Below are 18,658 nucleotides of genomic sequence, written 5' to 3' on the forward strand. Positions count from 1 at the left end.
TCATTCCTCCTTCTGTCGCAGGGCTTGTACGCCGACCAGGTCGTCGGCGACGGCGTCCGGAACCTCGTCGTCGAAGCGGGCCAGGGCCGGAACCCGCATCGCGGCCAGTGTGAGCGCCAGGATGGCGAGGCCGAAGAGCACGTACATCAGGCCGATGCCGCGGCCGGGGCCGACACCGATGACCGCTCCGACCGTCGAGGCGAGCGGGCCGCCGTCCAGCAGCAGCGGGTCGAGCAGCGTGGCGGCGTACGGCGCGACGAGCCCGTACCCGATGGGCAGCGTGGACCAGGCGATGAGCGTGTTCATCGCGAACACCCGGCCGTGGAACCGCTGCGGCACCTTGACCTGCACGATCGTGGTGTAGATGCCGTTCAGCAGGGTGATCCAGAGCGTGATGCCGCACACGCCGGCGGCGATCACGACCAGGTCGGCGCGCAGGCCGGTGAGCAGGCAGAAGCAGCCGAGCACGAGGCTGCACAGCAGCACGCCGCGCAGGCGCCGCCGGCGCGGGCCGCCCCAGACGACCATGATGAGCGCGCCCAGGAACGTCCCGAGTCCGGCGAGGAAGGAGATCCTGCCGACGTCGGCGAGCCCGGCGAAGGAGAGCACCAGCGGCGAGAACATCAGCAGCAGCGGTGCGAGGAACACGTTCAGCACGACGAAGAACAGCAGCATGGCGACGAACCCCCGGTGGCCAAGGGAGTAGCGCAGGCCGCCGAGGATCTCGTCCTTGATCGACTCGCGGCGCCGCCAGGGCATGCTGTCGGGGAAGCGCACCGCCAGCACGACGGCGATGGCGACCGCGTAGCCGGCGATGTCGAGCAGGAGGATGCCGCCGAGCCCGATCGCCGACATCAGCCCGACGGCGAAGATGGGCACCAGGAGCTGGGCGGTGCCGTTGCCGAGCTGCGTGATGCCGACCGCGTGCCCGAGGTAGTGCTTGGGGACGAGCTGCGGGACGGCGGAGAAGTACGCAAGGCGCTGGAACGTGAGCGCGACGGACAGGCAGCCGAGCAGCGGGTAGATCATGTCGACCGACAGGTTCCCCGTCCACAGCAGCACGCCGAACGCGAGCTGGATCGTGAACGCGGCGATGTCTCCGGCCAGCATCACCCGGCGGCGGCTCGTCCTGTCGATGATCGCGCCGGCGACCGGTGCCACCAGCATGCCCGGCACCAGGCCGACGACCGCCATGAGCGCGAACTTCGCCACCGACCCGGTCGTGGTGTAGATCCACAGGGGGACGGCGAACTCGGTCAGCGCCGATCCCGTCATGGAGACGAGCTGGCTGAGCGCGATGGCGAGGAAGCGCGGAATGCCGGGCCGCACGCCGGTCGGGGCGGGCATCGTGTCGGCGTGCGACACGTCGTGCAACCACCAGGTACGGCCGCTGCCTCGCGGCGGCCCGGCCGGGCGGGGACCGGCCGGTTCCTTCAGGTTCCGGTGGACGGTGGTGACGATCTCGGCGAGCTCCTGTGCCCGATATTTCAGGAAGAAGTGGCCAGCCTCTGCGAGCACGACCACCGCCGACACCGAGGTGAGGAAGTGCCATTCGCGGAAGCGTTCCTGGTAGTAGTCCGTCGCCGGATCCTCGGTCCCCACGACGCTGATCACGGGAGCGCGCAGCCGCTGCGTGCCGGACTCGAACAGGCGGGTGTAGTAGTCCTCGGCCTCTCGCGAGTCGCGGCGCATGTTCCGTACGATGCGGCGGGCCTGCGCGGGGTCGAGGTCGCTCATGTCCACGCCCTGCGAGATCAGCCAGTTGACGTAGCGCTGATCGCTGCGCAGCCGCTCGGCCTCCGCGATCTTGGCGAGGCGCGACATGATCCGGCCGCGCGGGCGGGCGAACGGGAAGATGCCGCCGATGTAGACGCCGTCGAGCTCGCGGCCGGCGGCTTCGAGCCGGCGGGCGATCTCCACGGTCAGCGCCGAGCCCACGCCGCAGTGCCCGTACAGGACGATCGGGCCCTCGACCTTCTCCAGGATCTCGCGCACGCACCCGGCGGCCAGCTCGTCGAACGGCAGCCTGTCCTCGTCCACGCCCACGTCGTGACCGGGGATCGCCACCGACCACAGCGCGTGCCCGTCCGGCAGGGCGTCGGCGAGCGGCTGGTAGACGACGGCACTGCCGCCACCGTACGGGACGCACACGTAGCTGAGGACCGGGCTGGTGCTGCCGGCGGCGGTCAGCCGGTGCAGCAGCGCGCGGGGGCCGCGCCGGTCCTGCGGGGTGTCGGCGAGCGCGGCCAGCTCGCGGACGGTGCGGTGCTTGAAGACGTCCATGACGCTGACCACGGCGCCCGTCTCCTGGCGCAGCCGGGCCACCACCTGGGTCGCGAGCAGGGAGTGGCCGCCGAGGTCGAAGAAGTCGTCGTCCACGCCGACCGCCTCGACGCCCAGCAGCTCGCCCCAGATGGCGGCGAGCGCGCGTTCTGTGGGGGTGCCGGGCGCGATGAACTCGACCGTGGCGTCCCTGGTCGCCACGGGTGCGGGCAGGCGGCGGCGGTCCAGCTTGCCGTTGGGGCTCAGCGGCAGGGCGGCGAGGGTGACATAGCTCGCGGGGACCATGTAGTCGGGCAGCGTCTTCTTCAGCTCGGCCCGGAGCGCGCCGTGGTCGAGGGCCTGGTCGAGCGCCTGGTCCAGGGCGTCGCCGGTGCCGGGGGTGACGTACGCGACCAGGCGGTCGTCGCGGACGATCACGGCGGCGTCCCCGACGGCGGGCAACGCGCGCAGCGCCGCCTCGATCTCGCCCGGCTCGATGCGCAGGCCGCGCAGCTTGACCTGGGCGTCCAGCCGGCCGAGGAACTCCAGCACCCCGTCAGAGCGGCGTCTGACCAGGTCGCCGGTGCGGTAGAGGCGCGAGCCCGGCGGGCCGTACGGGTTCGGCACGAACCGCTCGGCGGTGAGCGCGGGACGGTTGAGGTAGCCCCTGGCCAGGCCGGCACCGCCGATGAACAGCTCACCGGGCACCCCGATCGGCACCGGGGACATGGCGGCGTCCAGGACGTACAGGGTGGTGTTGGCGATGGGGGTGCCGATCGGGACGCGGGCCGCCGAGGTGAGGGTTTCGGGCCGGCAGTGCCAGGCGGAGACGTCCACGGCGGCCTCGGTGGGGCCGTACAGGTTGTGCAGCTCGGCGGCGGGAAGCGCGGCGACGCAGCGGCGGGCCAGGTCGGCGGGCAGCTCCTCGCCGGAGCAGATCACCCGCCGCAGCGAGCCGCACCCCGCGCCGCCGTTCTCGGCGAGGAAGACGGCCAGCATCGACGGGACGAAGTGGGCGGTGGTCACGCCCTCGGTGGTGATGAGCTTGCGCAGGTACGCGGCGTCCTTGTGGCCGCCCGGCGTCGCGAGCACCAGCCTGGCCCCGCAGCGCAGCGGCCAGAACAGCTCCCACACCGACACGTCGAAGCTGAGCGGCGTCTTCTGCGCCACGACGTCGGCCTCGCCGATCCGGAAGCGGTCCTGCATCCAGTCGAGCCGGTTGGCGATGGCGCCGTGGGTGTTCGGCACGCCTTTGGGGCGGCCGGTGGAGCCGGAGGTGTAGATGACGTAGGCGACGTCGTCGGGCCGTACCTCGGGCAGCGGTCCTGCCGCGCCGGTCCAGACGTCGGGATCGTCCAGGTCGAGGACGGTCGCGCCGGTGTCCGGCAGGTCCGGGCGGATGCTGCTTTGGGTGAGCAGCACGGCCGGTGCGGCGTCGGCCAGCATGAACGCCACCCGGTCCGGCGGGTATTCGGGGTCGATCGGCAGGTACGCGGCGCCCGCCTTGAGCACGCCGAGCAGGCCGGGCAGCAGCTCCAGCGAGCGTTCCGCGCACACGGCGACCACCGTCCCAGGGCCCGCGCCGAGGTCGCGCAGCGTGCGGGCGACCCGGTCCGCCGCGGTGTCCAGCTCGCCGTACGTCAGTGACCGCCCTTCGAAGCGCACCGCGACGGCGTCGGGAGTGCGGGCCGCCTGCGCCTCGATGGGGCCGTGCAGGGTGGCGGGGCCGGGGTATTCGGCGGCGGTGTCGTTGAAGGTGTGCAGGACCTGGCGGCGTTCGTCCTCGGTGAGCAGGTCGATGCGGGACAGCGGGGTGCCGGGGTCGGCGGCGACCCGCTCCAGCAGCGTGCACAGGTGGCCGGCGAGGCGTTCGATGGTGTCCGGCTCGAACAGGTCGGTGTTGTAGACGAACATGCCGCCCGAGTCGTCGCCGACGTACAGCTCCAGGTCGTAGCGGGTGGCCCAGGAGTCCACGGGGAAGTCGGTGACGGTCAGCCCGGCGGGCGGGTCGATGGCCTCGTGGCGGTAGTTCTGCATCGCGAACATCACGCCGAACAGCGGTGACCTGGACACGTCGCGCGGCACGTCCAGCTCGGAGACGAGCTGCTCGAACGGCAGGTCCTGGTGGGCGAAGGCGTCCAGGACGAGGTCGCGCACCCGGTCGATCAGCTCGGCGAACGTGGGGTCGCCGGTCAGGTCCACCCGCATGGTGAGCATGTTCACGAAGCAGCCGATCACGCCGTCCAGCTCGGGGACCTGCCGGCCGGCCACGGGCGATCCCACGGCGACGTCCTCGGTGCCCGCGTACCGGCCGAGCAGCGCGGCGAGCGCGGCCAGCATGACCATGTACGGCGTGGCCCGGTGCGCGCGTCCGAGCCCGGCCAGCGCGGCGGCCACCTCGGGGTCGAGGGTGAACGGGTGCGCGGCGCCCGTGTAAGTGCGTTCGGGCGGGCGTGGCCGGTCCGCCGGCAGGTCCAGCGGTTCCAGGCCGGCCAGCCGGTCGCGCCAGTAGTCCAGGTCGCGCTCGGACGGGGGCAGGCCGCGCTGCCAGGCGGCGTAGTCGGCGTACCCGACCTGCGGGGCGGGTGGTGTGCGGCCGTCGTAGCGGGCGAAGACCTCGCGCAGCAGCACGTCGGCGGACCAGCCGTCGGCGGCGATGTGGTGGACCGCGATCACCAGCACGTGGTCGTCGTCGCCCAGCCTGATCAGCAGCGCCCGTGCGATGGGGCCCGCCCCGAGGTCGAACGGCGCCGCCAGGAACCGCTCGGCCTGTTCCTTGGCGGCGGCCTCGTCGGGCGCGTCGCGGACGGTGAGGGGGAGCGTGGCGTCCGCGGCGAGCACGACGCGCGGGCGGCCGTCCTCGGTGGCGGGGAAGCGCATGCGCAGCGCGTCGTGCCCGGCCACGACGGCGTCGAGCGCGGCGGCCAGGGCTCCGGTGTCGAGCGCGCCGCGCAGCCGCAGCCGGATCGGGATCGTGAGCTGGGCGGTGCCCGGCGCGAACTGCTCCAGGAACCACAGCCGCTCCTGCGCGTGCGACAGCGGCGGCGGCTCGCCGCCGGGGCGCGCGGGAATGGTACGGCGCGGGGCCGCCCCGCGCCGCAGCCGCTGCGCCAGCAGCGCCTGCTTGGCCGCCGACAGCTCGTTCGCGCCCGTCACTGCGCCACCTCCCACAGCCCCATCGCCTCCGGGCACGTCACTCCCCCACCTCCAGCAGTTCCGCGGCCTCGGCGTCGCTGAGCGCCGAGAGTTGCTCGATCACCAGCCGCTCGACCGCGGCCGCGAGCCCGGCGACGGTCGGGTGGTCGAACACCGTGCGGATCGGTACCTCCGTCTCGACCGCGTTGCGCAGCAGGGCCGCGACCCGGGTGGCGAGCAGGGAGTGCCCGCCCAGGGCGAAGAAGTCGTCGTGGGCCCCGACCGTCTCCAGGCCGAGCAGCTCGCGCCAGACTTCGGCCACGAGCACCTCGGCGTCGGTGCGCGGGGCCACGTACTCCGCGGCGGGTCCTGGCTCGGGCGCGGGCAGGGCCGCCACGTCCACCTTGCCGGTGATCGTGAGCGGCAGCTCCGGCAGGCTCACCCAGGCCGTGGGCACGAGATGGGCCGGCAGGGCCGCGGCCAGGCGTGCCCGCAGCTCGTCCGGTTCGGCCGGCCCGGCCACGTACGCGGCCAGCCGTTCCCCGTCCGCCGTCACCACCGCCTGCCGGACACCGGGCTGGGCCAGCAGCACGGCCTCCACCTCGCCCGGCTCCACCCGGAAGCCGCGCACCTTCACCTGGGCGTCGAACCGGCCCAGGAACTCCAGCGTCCCGTCCCGCCGCCACCGCACCCGGTCGCCGGTCCGGTAGAGCCGGGAGCCGGGCGGGCCGAAAGGATCGGGGACGAACCGGTCGGCCGTCAGCGCCGGGCGCCCCAGGTAGCCCCTCGCCAGCCCCGCCCCGCCCAGGCACAGCTCGCCGGGGCAGCCGGGCGGTACGGGCTCGCCGTACGGGCCGAGGACGTGCGCGGTCGTGCCGGCGATCGGCCGCCCGATGGGCGGGCGCCCCACGGTGTCGGCCGCGCCGAGGTCGTGGGCCGTGGCGATGATGGTGCCCTCGGTCGGCCCGTAGGTGTTGATCAGGCGTACCCGGTCGCCGAACCGCTCCCGCCACCTGGCCACCGCCGCCGCGTGCACCTGCTCGCCACCGAGGATCACCAGCCGCAGCGGCTCCGGCCAGGTCACGTCGCCGAGCGCCTCGGTGAGCCGGTGCCAGTAGGCGGTCGGCAGGTCCAGCACGCTCACCTGCCGGCCGGCCGGTGTGCGCAGCACGTCGGGCAGCGAGGCGGCGCCGTCGGGCAGGAGCAGCACGCTCGCGCCCGCCGTCAGCGCCGGGTACAGCTCCTCGGCGTGCGCGTCGAAGCTGAGCGAGGCGAACTGCGCGACCCGGTCGTCCGGCCCGATCTCGTACGCCTGCCGCATCCACTCCACGCGCGCTGCCAGGCTGCCGTGCTCGACCAGCACCCCCTTCGGCCGGCCCGTCGAGCCCGAGGTGTAGATCACGTACGCGGGGTCGTCCGGCTCGACCGGGTCCCAGTCGCCGTACCAGTGGGAATCGCCTGGCCCTGTCTCGTCGCCGGCGACGAGCACGACCGTCTCTCCCGGCAGCCGCGATGCGAGCCCGGCGTCGGTCACCACCAGCCGGGCGGCGCTGTCTGCGATCAGGAACGCGAGCCGTTCGTCGGGGTAGGCGGGATCGAGCGGCAGGTAGGCGCCCCCGGCCCGCCACACGGCCAGCAGGGCCACGATGGCCTCGGCCGACCGTTCCAGGCAGACGCCGACCACGCATCCATCGGCGACGCCGCGCCGCCGCAGGGCCGCCGCGAGCCGCGCCACCTTGGCGTCGAGCTGCGCGTAGCTCATCGCCTCGCCGCCCCACAGCAGCGCCGTGGCGTCGGGGTGCGCGGCCATGGCCCGCCTGATGAGCGCGGGCACGCTCTCCCCGTCGCCGGGGACGGCCGATCGGGACGCCGTGAGCAGGGCCGTGTCGGCCTCCGTCAGCAGGGGCAACCGGGAGATCGGGGTCTCGGGGGCGTCCGCGATGCTCTGGAGCAGGGTCTCGAGCCGGGCTGCCAGCCCTTCCACGGTGTCCGCCCGATACCGGGTGGCGTCGTAGCCGAACACCGCGAGCAGCCCTCGCTCGTTGCGCCAGAACTCCAGCGACAGCTCGAACTTGGCCTGCCGGTACCCGCCGTCGAACAGCTCCACCCCGAGGTCGCCGACCCGCTCGGGCGGAGTCCCCTCCCCCGCCTGGCTGTGCAGAATGATCATGGTGCTGAGCAGCGGATTGCGGTTCAGGTCGCGGGGCACGCCCAGCTCGCCGATGAGCCGTTCGAAGGGGACGGTCCTGTGGGCGTGCGCGTCGAGCACGGTACGCCGGGTCGCGTCCAGCAGCTCGGCGAAGAGCGGATCCCCGGACAGGTCGCCGCGCAGCACCAGCGTGTCGGTGAGGTAGCCGATGACCGGCTCCAGCTCCATCCGGTCCCTGGTCGCCCACGGGGTGCCGACCAGGATGTCGTCCTGCCCGGTGTGCCGGGCCAGCAGCACCTGGTAGGCGGCGACCAGCACCATGAACAGCGACGCGTTGTGCTCCTGCGCGATCCGTTCCAGCCGGGTCACCAGCTCCGCGGGCACCGTGAAGGTGTGGAAGGCGCCCTCGGGCCGCTCGCCTCCCTGCAGATCGGCGGGCAGGTCGAGCACGGGCGGGTCGGCGAGCTGGTCGCGCCAGTAGGCCAGCGACTCCTCGGAGTCCTGTTCCCGCTGCCACAGGGCGACGTCGCCGTACTGGATCCTCAGCGGCGGGAGCTCGGCGTCCCTGTCCTGGTAAAGGGCGAACAGGTCGTCGAACAGGATGCCGAGCGACGTTCCGTCCGCGATGATGTGGTGCAGCACGAAGCAGAGCACGTGATCGCCGGGCCCGAGCCGGAGCAGGCTGATCCGCAGGGGCGGCGCCTGCGCCAGGTCGAACGGCGCGTTCGTGCGCTCGGCGACGAGCCGCAGCGCCTCGCCTTCCGCGCCCGGCGATCCCGCCAGGTCGATGCGCTCGACGGTCACGGGGCCCGGCGGGTGGATGACCGTGATCGGCGCGCCGTCCACGTCGGCGAACGACGTGCGCAGGCTCTCGTGCCTGGCCACCACCGCGTCCAGCGCCTCCTGCAGCGCGCCGGTGTCCAGCTCGCCCCGCAGCCGCAGCACCAGATACATGTTGTACGAGGCGTCGTCCGGGTCGAACTTCTGCAGGAACCACAGGCGTTCCTGGACGAACGACAGCGGCGGGACGACCCCCTCGGGACGCGGCAGGATCTCCGCCGCCGGGCGGTCACCCTGCAGCCGGACGATCTCCTCGACGACCCCCTGGATGGTCGGATCGTCGAAGAAGGCGTCCAGCGACACGTCCACGCCCAGGCTCTCCCTGATCCTGGCCGAGATCTGGGTGATGGTGAGCGAGTGCCCGCCGAGGTCGAACAGGTCGTCGTCGATGCCGACGTCGTCCAGCTCCAGCACCTCGCACCAGATCCGCCGCACCTCCTCGACCAGCGCCCCGCCGCCGGAGCCCGGCGGCGCGGCTTGCTGTGCCGATTCGGCTTGCTGTGCCAGTTCGGTTCTCTGTGGCGGCTCGGTTGTGCGCGGCGGCTCGGGGAGCGCGGCGCGGTCCAGCTTGCCGATCGGGTTGAGCGGGAGGGCGTCCAGCAGGACGTACGCGCTCGGCAGCGTGGCGGCGGGCAGGGTCCTGGCCAGGTGGGCGGCCAGATCGCCGGCGTCGGGTTCGCCCTGGGCGGGGACGACGTAGGCGATCAGGCGGTGGTCGTCCGTTCCCTCGCCACGGACGACCACCGCGGCCTCGCCCACCTGGGGGTGCTCGCGCAGCCTGGCCTCGATCTCGCCGAGCTCGATCCGGTGGCCGAGCAGCTTGACCTGGCCGTCCCTGCGGCCGAGGAATTCGATCTCGCCGTCGTCCCGGTAGCGGGCCATGTCGCCGGTGCGATAGAGCCGCGCTCCTGGTGGGCCGAAGGGGTCGGGGACGAAGCGTTCCGCCGTGAGCGCCGGTCTGCCCCGGTAGCCGCGCGCCACCCCGGCCCCGCCGATGCACAGCTCGCCCGCGACACCCTGGGGAACCGGCCGCAGTGCCTCGTCGAGCAGGTAGATCCGGGTGTTGGCGAGGGGGCGGCCGATGGTGACGACGTCGCCGTCGCCCGGCTCGCCGTACGTGCTCCAGATCGTGGTCTCCGTCGGGCCGTAGACGTTGACGACGCGGGGGAAGCGCTCGCGTAACTCCTGCGCGAGCCGGGGCGGCAGCGCCTCTCCCCCGGTCAGCGCGGTCACGCCGGCCAGGCCGCCGGGCAGCAGCAGCCGCCACACCGACGGCGTGGCCTGGACGTGCGTGACGCCCTGTTCGGCGACCAGCCGGGCCAGCGCCTCCGGCTGCCGTACGGCGCCGTGCGGCGCGACGACGACCCGGCCGCCGGTGATCAGCGGCAGGTACAGTTCCAGTGCGCTGATGTCGAACGCGGGCGAGGTGAGCGCGAGCCAGGCGTCGGCGGGTCCCGACTCGAGCCGGTCGCGCATGGCCAGCAGCAGGTTGGCCAGGTTGCCGTGGTCGACCTCGACGCCCTTGGGCCGGCCCGTCGAGCCCGAGGTGTAGATCACGTAGGCCGAGTCGCCGGGTCGTACCGGCTCCGCGAGCCGCTCCCCCGTCTCCAGGGACGCGCGGTCCACCAGCATCACCGGCCAGGGCAGCGCGTCCGTCTCGGACAGCACCAGCACGGGACGGGCGTCGTCCACGATCATGGCGAGCCGTTCCGCCGGGTGGTCGGGGTCGAGCGGCAGGTACGCGGCTCCCGCCTTGTGCACGGCGAGCAGGCTCACCAGCAGCAGGTCGGAGCGGCGCAGGTGCACGGCGACCAGCTCGCCTCGCCCGGCCCCTGCCTGCCTGATCCTGGCGGCCAGCCGCCCGGCCGCCGCGTCCAGCTCGGCGTACGTGAGCGTCCTGCCGTCGAAGGTGACGGCGCACGCGCCGGGACGGGCCCGCACCTGCTCGGCGAACAGGCTCGGCAGCGTCGCATCGGCGGGGTAGGCGACCTCGGTGTCGTTCCACTCGACGAGCATCCGCCGCGCCTGCTCCGCCGGCATGACGTCCAGCTCGCCCAGGCACGTGCCGGGATCGTCGGCGGCGTGGCGCAGCAGGGCGCGCAGGCCGTCGGCGAAGCGGGCCGCGACGTCGCGGTCCACGGCCGCCGGGTCGTAGCGCACGCACAGGGCAAGCCCGCCGGGGCCGTCCACGATCTGCAGGTGCAGCGGGTTCCGCGCGCCGCCCGCGAACATCATGCGGTCCACGGTGACCGTCAGGCCGGGGAAGACGGGGTCGGGCTCCTGCCTGCGATAGCTGATCGAGACGGGCAGTGCCGCTCGTCTCGGCGGCGCCTGGCGGAACCGGTACACCGCGCGCAGCTCGTCTCGCAGCTCGCCGACGAACGCGCGGAAGGTCTGCCCGCCTTCCGGCCGGGAGTGCACGGGCAGCTCGTTGACGAACGCGCCGATGTGGTCGCGGGTCTCGGGGCCGCGGGTGGTGACGTCGACGGCGACCGCCACGTGCTCCGCGCCGTACCGGAACAGCAGCGCGTGCACGCCGGCCAGCAGCACCTCGAAGGTCGAGGCGCCGGTCGCCGCCGCGGCCTTGCGCGCCGAGCGGGTCAGCTCGTGGTCGAGCCCGGCGTCGATCTGCTCGCCGGGCCCGTACCGCCGCCCGGTGCGCCGCTGCCCCGGCAGCATGACCTCGCCCGGCTCGCGTGCGGCCCAGAACTCGCCGGCCTCCGCCAGCACGTCCGCCGCGGGCTCCTGCCAGGTGAGCGGCAGCGGCGTCGGGGACTCGGATCTGTAGGCCGCGGCGAGGTCGCGTACCAGGATGTCCTTGGAGATGCCGTCGAAGACCAGATGGTGGGCGACGAACAGCAGCAGATGCCGCCGCTCCCCCACCCGCGCGAGCGTGAACCGGGCGAGCGGCCCCTTCTCCAGGTCGAACGGCCGCGCGCTCTCCTCCCGGATCAGCCGGTCGGGATCGGTCCGGCCGGCGACAGTCACGGACGGTCGCGCGGCGGGGACCAGCCGGAGCCCGTCGCCGCTCTCCGCGACGGCGGTGGCGAGCACCGGATGCCGGGCGGCCATCGCTTCGCACGCGCCGAGCAGCGCGGCCACGTCGAGGTCGCCGTCGAACCACACGGCGAGCGGCATGTGGTACGCCGTTCCCGCTCCCATGCGCTCGCCGACCCATATGTCCTGCTGGACGTACGAGGCCGGCACGCTCTCCTGGCAGTGCGTCATGTGCGTTCTTCCTGTGATCGTGGTCAGGTGGCGTCGGGCCGGAGCAGGTCGAGCAGCCGCGACTTCACCACCTTGCCGAGGTGGTTCTTCGGCAGTTCGGGGACGAACAGCAGCCGGCTCGGCAGCTCGTGCCTGGCCAGCCGGTCCATCAGGAACGTCCGCAGGTCGGCGGCGCTGACCGGCGACCTGGTCACGACGGCGGCCGCGGTGACCCGGCCGAGCACCGGATGCGGCACCCCGACCACGGCGGCCTCGGCGACCGACGGATGCTCGTACAGCGCGGCCTCCACCTGCAGCGTGGACACCTTGTGCGCGCCGGATTTGATGACGTCGCTCTCCCGGTCGACGAGGTAGAGGTAGCCGTCCGCGTCGAGGTAGCCGACGTCGCCCATGCGCACCCAGCCGTCACGGAAGACGGTCTCGCTCAGCCCGCGGTCGCGGTAGTAGGAGCGGGTGCCGACAGGTGAGCGCAGCCACACCTCGCCGGTCTCCCCGGTCTTCGCGGGCCGCCCGTCCGGGCAGACGATCTTGAGGTCGCCGCCCGAGTGGGGCCGTCCCACCGAGGCCGGCCGCGTGGGGTCCACGATCATCACGGTCTGCGCCGGAGCGGCCTCGGTCGAGGTGTAGTAGTTGACGATCGTCGCCTTCGGGAACGCCTTCGCCATGCCGGCCGCGACGGCGGGCGGCAGGCTCGCCGCGGTGGATCCCAGCAGCCGCACGCTCGACAGGTCGTGCCGCTCGTGGACGCGGGCGTTGAGCAGTTCGATGGCCATGGCGGGCACCACGAAGACCGTCCCCACCCGGTACGACTCGATCAGCCGGGCGAAGCGGGCGGGCGTGAAGCGCGGCATCGTCAGCGCGGCGGGGCGGGCGCCCAGGGAGTTGACGAGCATGGTCTGGCCGGCGTTGCTGCCGATGGGGAAGGCGTGCAGGAAGTGCCGGGAGTGCAGGAGGCTGCGGCGCTTGGGGTCGGCGGACAGCCCGTAGGCGAGGTTGGCGTGGGTGGCGCCGACGCCCTTGGCCTTGCCGGTGGTGCCGGAGGTGTAGATGATCTGCGCCAGCCCGCCGGGTTGCAAGTCCCCGCGCACCGGGCTCTCGTCCGCCTGATCCAGGTCCGCCGGCGTGCCCCGCCAGCCGCCCACGTCCGGTGGATCGATCCCGGGGCCGTGCAGGACGGCGCTCACGGAGCAGTCGGTCAGCGCGTGGCGTAACTCGGCGGGGGCCAGCCGCGCGGACAGCGGCACGGCGACGCAGCCGGCTCGCATCACCCCGCACCAGGCGACGGCGAGGTCGATCCAGTCCCGCTCGTCGAACACCAGGCCGACCCGCTGCCCGCCCGCCAGGCCGCGTTCGATCAGCGCGCGGGCGACCGCGTTGGAGCGCCGGTCCCATGCGCCGAACGTGAGCGTCCCGACCTCGGCCACCACGAGCGCCGGGCTCTCGGGCTGCTCTTGGGCGCGGCGCGCGAGGAGATCCGGCACCAGCAGCCCAGCGTTACCCTTCACCACGGTGAGTGACCGAAACGTTTCGTGACCATGGCCCGCTTCCTTGACTCGAATTCCACGCAGATCACGCCTAATACGGCCGCCCCGAAAACCGTATGGTCCGAAGAATAGGCAATTCGCGCGAGCAACAACAGAGGGAAACTTTAAGAAGTTGTCCGAAACTTTCAGAGGCGGCGGCTCCGGCCGGTGGCCCGCTCGCGGCCCTTCGAACGGGCTCGATCGCATCCCCTGCGGGATTGCATCGTTCCAAGTCTTCAGCGTGGCCGACGCCCGTCAGCGAGCTGATCGCTTCTCTCCGGCGCGTGGTCCGGATGGCCGGGTCCGGCCCCGCGCGTCACAGGTCGGCGCAGACGTCGCGGTAGGGCACGTCCTTCAGGTACCGACGCCACTCCTGGCCGGTGAGCGTACGGCCCGCTCGCTCGCACACGAGCCTGGCCACGCCCTGCGCCCCGACCGGGATGGTGGTGACGGTGTGTTCGCCGTTGCCGGAGACGTACAGGGTCTGGTCGTCGGCGCTGAAGGCGAGCCGGTCGAGGATGCCGATGGGGAAGGAGCCGAGGCGCTCACGGGCGGCGACGTCCCAGACCTGGACGCTGTAGACGTCGTTGAACGTCTCCCCCATGGACCTGCCGATCAAGGCGATGAGGGAGCCGTCGTGGCTGAACCGCATGGCCTCGACCTGGGCTTCGCTCGCCACGCGCAGCGCGGGCGGCAGCTCGGCGCCCTTGGTGAGGTCCCACAGCTCGACCGTCCCTGAGCCGAGTGCGAGCAGCGGCTCCGTGGGACTGACCGCGACGACCTGGCCCGCGCGGCCGAAGCCGGGCCCTGTGGCCTTGCCGGTGCGCAGGTCGTACACGGTCCCGGTGCCGGTCACCACGGCCGTGCCGTCGGATGTGGGCTCGATCGAGCCGGTGGAGGTGGCGAGGGCGTGCCGGGCGAGCACCCGGCCGGTGCCCGCGTCGAGGACGATCAGCTCGTTGCGGGCGTCGCGCTCGCTCTGCTCCGTCAGCGAGAGCACCAGGCTGCGGCCGTCCGGCGTGAACGCCTTCGCCAGCACGCCCTGCCGGCGCGGCACCGGGTACCGCCACAGGCGGCGGCCGGAGGTCACGTCCCAGAGCCCGACAGAGGAGTCGAGGGCTTCGGCGGCCAGCCGCCGGCCCGCCGGGTCGAACACCGCTCCGGTCGCGCCCCCGCTGCCCTCCATCGGAGCTCCGAGGCGGCGGCCGTCCCACAGGCGCAGCGGCTCCGGCCCTTTGGCGGTGGCGGCCAGGCGGCCGTTCCCGGCGAACGCGACGACCTGCTGGCCGCCGGGCAGCCGGGCCGAGGTCAGGCGGGAGCCGAGGTCGGCGGTGATGGTGGAGTTGTCGAGCAGGTAGCGGACGGTGTGGCCGTCGCGTTCCAGCCAGGCGTCCTCGGGCTCGCCTTCTGCGTGGTAGACGGCCAGTTCGTCGCCGCCGGCGGCGTCCCACAGGTGCAGGGTGCTGCCCTCGACGCCGAGCAGGCGGCGGCCGTCGGGGCTGATCCGCAGCCGCCCACCCGGCAGGTACCTCGCCGCCGACGGCTGCCAGAACGGCCGGTCCTCGTCAGGGACCTTGGTCCCGGTGGCGAGGTCCCAGGCGGTGATGTCGCCGTTCGCGCAGAGCAGCCGCCTGCCGTCGGGCGTGAACGCCACCACCGAGCCGCACGTCTTCGGGATGCGGGCGTGGACCTTGAGGTCGGGCAGGTGGATCACTTTGAGCCCGCGCTGGTTCATCTCGACCCCGGCGATGTAGTCGCCGGACGGCGCGATCGCCGGGGTGTGCTCGGCCCACAGGCGTGGCGTGTAGGACGCGCCCGTTCTGGTGTCCCAGAGGAATTCCAGCGTGTTCTCGCGCATGACGGCGGCCAGGCTCTCGTGGCCGTCGAAGACGACGTGCACGCCGGGACTGCCCTCGGTGACGCGGTGCTCGCGCAGCTTCTTGCCGGTGGCGGTGTCCCAGGCGGTGGCGGTCTGCCTGCTGACGACGACCAGGGTGCGGCCGCTCGGGCTGAGCGCCGCCGCGGTCGGCAGCATGTCCATCCCCTCAGGCCACGGCCAGAACGCGGTCTGCCGCCCCGCGGGCACGTCGTAGACCCGTACGCCGTCCTCCCCTGCGATGGCGCGGACACGCCCGCCTGCTGCTGACGCCGCGGCCGAGACGCCCTTGGCGCCCGGGTCGCGGAAGACGCCGCTCTCCGGCATGGTCAGCGACGTGGTGAGGCTGCGCCGGGTGTCGGAGCCGGGGGCCAGCCGCCAGCCGGCCACGCTGAGCAGCATCGCCTTGACCGGGTCGGTGGTCCGCAGCCGGTCGGCCTCCGCCGCGACCTGCCGCCCGACGGCCTGGTCGCGCTGGCGTGCCACCACGCGGCTCTGCTCGGCCACCTGCCTGCCCTGCAGCACGGCGATGCCGCCCGCCGCGAGCGCCACCGCGAGCAGCCCGGCCAGCGCCGCCGTGGTCAGCCGCCTGCGGCGCACGCGCCGCCTGGCCAGGCCGGTGCCGGCGGCGAGGAAGTCGCGTTCGCGCGGGGTCAGCGTGATGTGCCGGCGTCCGGTGGCGGCCCAGGTCAGCGCCTCGTCCAGGCGGCTGCCCTGGAGCAGGTCGGCGTCCTTGCGGCCGTTGTCGTCCCAGTGGCGGGCGGCGTCGCTGATCCTGGCGAGCACGGCGAGGCCGTCGCGGTCGCCGTCCACCCAGATCCGCAGCCGGGGCCAGGCGCGCAGCAGCGCCGGACGCGACAGCCGTACGGCGTCGTCCTGCTGCGTCACCAGGTAGGAGAACGCCTTGAGTATGTGCTCGATGGCCTGGACCTCGCGTTCTGAGCGGCCGGCGAGCAGGTCCTCTTTGAGCGCGTGGCGTACGGTCTCGTGGCCGTCGTCGGTCACCGTCACCAGGCGGAGGAAGACCGCGGCGGCCAGCTCGCGCTCGTCGGGGGTGAGCGCGCCGTAGGCGTCCTCGGCGATCGTGCCGAGCGCCGGGTCGGCCTGCTCTGGCACGTGCACGCCCGCCGCCGCCCTGCTGCCCGCCTCCAGCAGCGGGACGCCGACGCCGCCGACCAGGGCGAGCAGCAGGTCGCGGGCCGCCGGACGGGCCGCCGGGTCCTTCTCCAGCGCGGCCGAGACCAGCAAGGCCAGCGCAGGCGGCAGCGCGCTCAGGTCGGGATGGTGCGACAGCACGCGGTGCATGACGCCGCCCAGATTGTCGGCCCTGAACGGGTCCTCGCCGGTGGCGGCGAACACCACGATCGCGCCCCAGGCGAACACGTCGGCCGGCGCTCCCGCGCGCTGCCCGGTGAACACCTCGGGCGCCATGTACGTGGGCGTGCCCGCCACCTCGCCGGTCCTGGTCAGCGACATCTCCAGGGTGCGCGCGATGCCGAAGTCGATGACGCGCGGGCCGTCGGCGCTGAGCAGCACGTTGTCCGGCTTCAGGTCGCGGTGGATCACCCCGGCCTCGTGCACGGCGGTCAGCGCGGTGGCGATCGCGGTGGCCAGCCGGTGCAGGTCGTCGCCGGTGAACCTGCGTCCCCGCTCGACCACCCGGCGCAGGCTCGGGCCCGGCACGTACTCGCTGACGATGTACGGCCGCTCGCCCGACATGTCGCAGCCCAGCACCCGCGCCGTGCAGAACGACGCCACCCGCCGCGCCGCCGTCGCCTCCCTGGCGAACCGGTCGCGGCTCGCCTGGTCGTCGACCGCGTGCAGCACCTTGAGCGCGACCCTGCGCCCCTCCCCGTCATAGGCGTCATAGACGACGCCCTGGCCGCCGGAGCCGAGCCGCCCGGCGATCCAGTAGTCCCCGATCCGCTGCGGATCCCCAGCGGTGAGCGCTTCCACGGCGAGTTAGATGCGCGCGTGGCCGCCGTGGTTCCTGAAGCTCTTCCTCGTGGACGTGTCCGGATGGGCAGGTCCCGTTCGTGACTATGGTGAACCGCAATCCGAGGAGGAGCACGCAGTGAAGTACATGATGTTCGTCTGCAACGACCCCGAGCCCGACACCGACAGGGAGAACCTGCCGGACATCGAGGCCTGGGTGGCCGACAACGACACCCGCGGGCGGCGGCTGCAGGGCGGGGCGCTGGCGTCGGGGTCGGCGGCGACCACCGTCCGCGTGCGCAACGGCGAACTGATCCTCACCGACGGCCCGTTCACCGAGACCAAGGAGATGATCGTCGGCTTCGATCTGCTCGAATGCGCCGACCTCGACGAGGCGATCGAGGTGGCCCGCGCCCACCCGATGGCCAGGGAGGGGCGTCTGGAGCTGCGCCCGGTCCTGGAGGCGTGAACGTCCTGGAAAGCGTGGCCGCGGACGCGTACGCGCGCATCGTGGCCACGCTCATCCGCGTCACCGGCGACTGGACGCTGGCCGAGGACTGCGCCCAGGAGGCGCTGGCGCGTGCCGTGCAGCGGTGGCCGGAAGACGGCGTTCCGCCCAATCCGGGCGGCTGGCTGATGACGGTGGCGCGCAACCGCGCGATCGACACGCTGCGCCGCGCCTCGCTGGAACGCCGGAAGCTGGAGGAGCTGGCCGCGCTCTCGGTGGACGCCGGCGACGGCCCGTGGACGAGCGGTGAAAGCGGCGGGGAGGAGATCGTGGACGATCGCCTGAGACTGATCTTCACGTGCTGCCATCCGGCGCTGGCGCTGGAGGCGCGCGTGGCGCTGACACTGCGGACGATCTGCGCGGTGCCGGCCGCCGAGCTCGCCCGTGCCTTCCAGGTCACCGAGTCGGCCATGACCCGCCGCCTGACCAGGGCCAAGCACAAGATCGCGGCGGCGCGCATCCCGTACCGGGTGCCGAGCGGCCCTGCGTTGGACGAGCGGCTGCCCGGTGTGCTCTCCGTGCTGTACCTGCTGTTCACGCAGGGCTACAACGCCGACGGCGAGCCCGCGTTCGCCGACGAGGCCGTCCGGCTGGCACGGCTGCTGCCGCGGCTGATGCCGGGGCAGGACGAGGTGGCGGCGCTGCTCGCGCTCTTCCTGCTGCAGCACTCGCGGCGGGACGCCCGTCGCGACCGCGCCGGTGAGCTGGTGCCGCTGGAGCGGCAGGACCGGTCGCGCTGGGACCGCGCCGCGATCGCCGAGGCCCTCGGCATCCTGGCCGAGCCGGCGGAGGGCGGTTTCGGGGACCGTATCACCGTGTGCGGCCCGTACGAGTTGCAGGCCCGCATCGCCGCCTGCCACGCGACGGCACCGTCGGTGGCGGATACGGACTGGGCGCAGATCGCACGCTGCTACGACGAGCTGTCCCGCATCCGCTCCACGCCGGCCGTCGAGCTGAACCGCGCCGTGGCGCACGGCTACGCGTACGGCCCTCGGGAGGGCCTTGCCCTGCTGGCCGGCGCCCGTGCGGGCGGCGAGCTGGACGGCCACCCGCTGGCCCTCGCCGCCGAGGCCGACCTCACCGCCAGGCTCGGCGACCGCGGCCGCGCGGCGGCCCTGTTCCGCGAGGCCGCCGCCGTCGCCCACACCGACGCGGAACGCCGCGCCCTGCTCGCCCGCGCCGCGGAGACGGCCCAAGGCTGA

6 protein-coding genes are annotated in these 18,658 nt (G+C 73.4%); 2 read left to right on the forward strand and 4 right to left on the reverse strand.

Annotated features, from left to right (window positions below; translation table 11 throughout):
- The 4 genes from ACFMQL_RS38090 to ACFMQL_RS38105 form a co-directional block, all read right to left on the reverse strand.
- Window positions 1–5,418, reverse strand: a complete 5,418-nt coding sequence (locus tag ACFMQL_RS38090; RefSeq protein WP_378789636.1) for an amino acid adenylation domain-containing protein — start codon at window positions 5,416–5,418, stop codon at window positions 1–3.
- 37 nt (window positions 5,419–5,455) lie between these two features.
- Entirely contained in the window at window positions 5,456–11,614 is a 6,159-nt protein-coding gene (locus ACFMQL_RS38095; RefSeq protein ID WP_378789637.1) for an amino acid adenylation domain-containing protein, read from the reverse strand.
- Between the two features lie 23 nt (window positions 11,615–11,637).
- Window positions 11,638–13,119 (reverse strand): class I adenylate-forming enzyme family protein, encoded by a 1,482-nt coding sequence (locus tag ACFMQL_RS38100; protein WP_378789638.1) that lies wholly within the window; start codon window positions 13,117–13,119, stop codon window positions 11,638–11,640.
- A 334-nt stretch (window positions 13,120–13,453) separates the two neighbouring features.
- Entirely contained in the window at window positions 13,454–16,969 is a 3,516-nt protein-coding gene (locus ACFMQL_RS38105; RefSeq protein WP_378789639.1) for a protein kinase, read from the reverse strand.
- Window positions 16,970–17,096: 127 nt separating this feature from the next.
- Here ACFMQL_RS38105 and ACFMQL_RS38110 point away from each other — a divergent pair, with 127 nt between their 5' ends.
- Both ACFMQL_RS38110 and ACFMQL_RS38115 read left to right on the forward strand, forming a co-directional pair.
- Entirely contained in the window at window positions 17,097–17,417 is a 321-nt protein-coding gene (locus ACFMQL_RS38110) for a YciI family protein (RefSeq protein WP_364070070.1), read from the forward strand.
- Window positions 17,414–18,658 carry a DUF6596 domain-containing protein gene (locus tag ACFMQL_RS38115; protein WP_364069972.1) on the forward strand — a complete coding sequence of 415 codons (1,245 nt, stop codon included), beginning with the start codon at window positions 17,414–17,416 and terminating at the stop codon, window positions 18,656–18,658. The genes ACFMQL_RS38110 and ACFMQL_RS38115 overlap by 4 nt, the downstream gene beginning before the upstream one ends.

The sequence above is a fragment of the Nonomuraea fastidiosa genome (genome assembly GCF_042751225.1).
Taxonomy (GTDB): domain Bacteria; phylum Actinomycetota; class Actinomycetes; order Streptosporangiales; family Streptosporangiaceae; genus Nonomuraea; species Nonomuraea fastidiosa.